General features: G+C 81.3%; 1 pseudogene. It reads left to right on the top strand.

Annotated elements, in window-relative coordinates:
• Positions 1-828, top strand: a pseudogene (locus tag DT057_RS35880) (hypothetical protein); the annotation flags it as partial.

Here is an 828-nt window from a genome sequence, read left to right as displayed (position 1 = left end):
GCCCGGGCCCGCGGAGGCCCGGGCCGCGGCGCCGGCGCCCGAGCCCGCCGTGCCCCCGGTGCAGGCCGGACCCGTCCAGGCCCGGGTGTCGCGCTCGGGCGAGACCGTGCGGATCGGCTTTCCGTTCGCGGCGCGGCCCGCCGCCGCCCTGTACGAGCGCGGCGGCATCGCCACCCTGGTCCTGGAGACGCCCGGCCCGGTCGGGCTCGATCCCGCGGCGCTGCCCAAGGGCGGCCCGGTGGCGCTGGCCGAGCCGCCCCGCGCGGAAGGGCCGTTCACGGTCCTGCGCTTCCGCGTCGAGGCCGGCACCCTGTCCCAGCTCGCGGCCGGGGAGGGGCAGGGCTGGGACCTCGTCTTCGGCGACGGCAGCGCGCCGTCGGGCGACGTCCTGTCCCCGCAGCGCAGCGCCGATCCGGCGGGCAAGCCCGCCATCGCGGTGCCGCTGCCCCGGATGGGCGGCGCGCTCTGGCTCGAGCGGGACGGCGAGCGCGTCGCCGTGGTGACGGCCCGCGGCCCCCGCACGGCCGGAATGCCCAAGCGCGGGCGCTTCGTCGAGTTCGAGATCCTGCCGAGCCGCCAGGGCGTGGCGGTGCTGGCCGGGGCCGACGACCTCGCGGTCCGGCCCGGGATCGGCGAGGTGACGATCGCCCGCCCGGGCGGCCTCTCGGTCTCGCCCGTCGTGGTGGACGGTCCGGATGCCGGCCCGCCGGTGGCCGCCTCCGTCCTCGCGGTGCAGCCGGAGCGCTGGCGCGAAGACCGCCGGGGCGACGCGCGGGCGCGCATCCGGGCCGCCGAGGCCGCGGCGGCGGCGGCCGAGCGCCCGGCCCG

It is taken from the genome of Methylobacterium crusticola (assembly GCF_003574465.1).
In the GTDB taxonomy this organism is placed as follows: Bacteria; Pseudomonadota; Alphaproteobacteria; order Rhizobiales; family Beijerinckiaceae; genus Methylobacterium; species Methylobacterium crusticola.
Note: the sequence above shows the minus strand (reverse complement) of the source record. Positions and strands in the feature narration are given on the sequence as shown.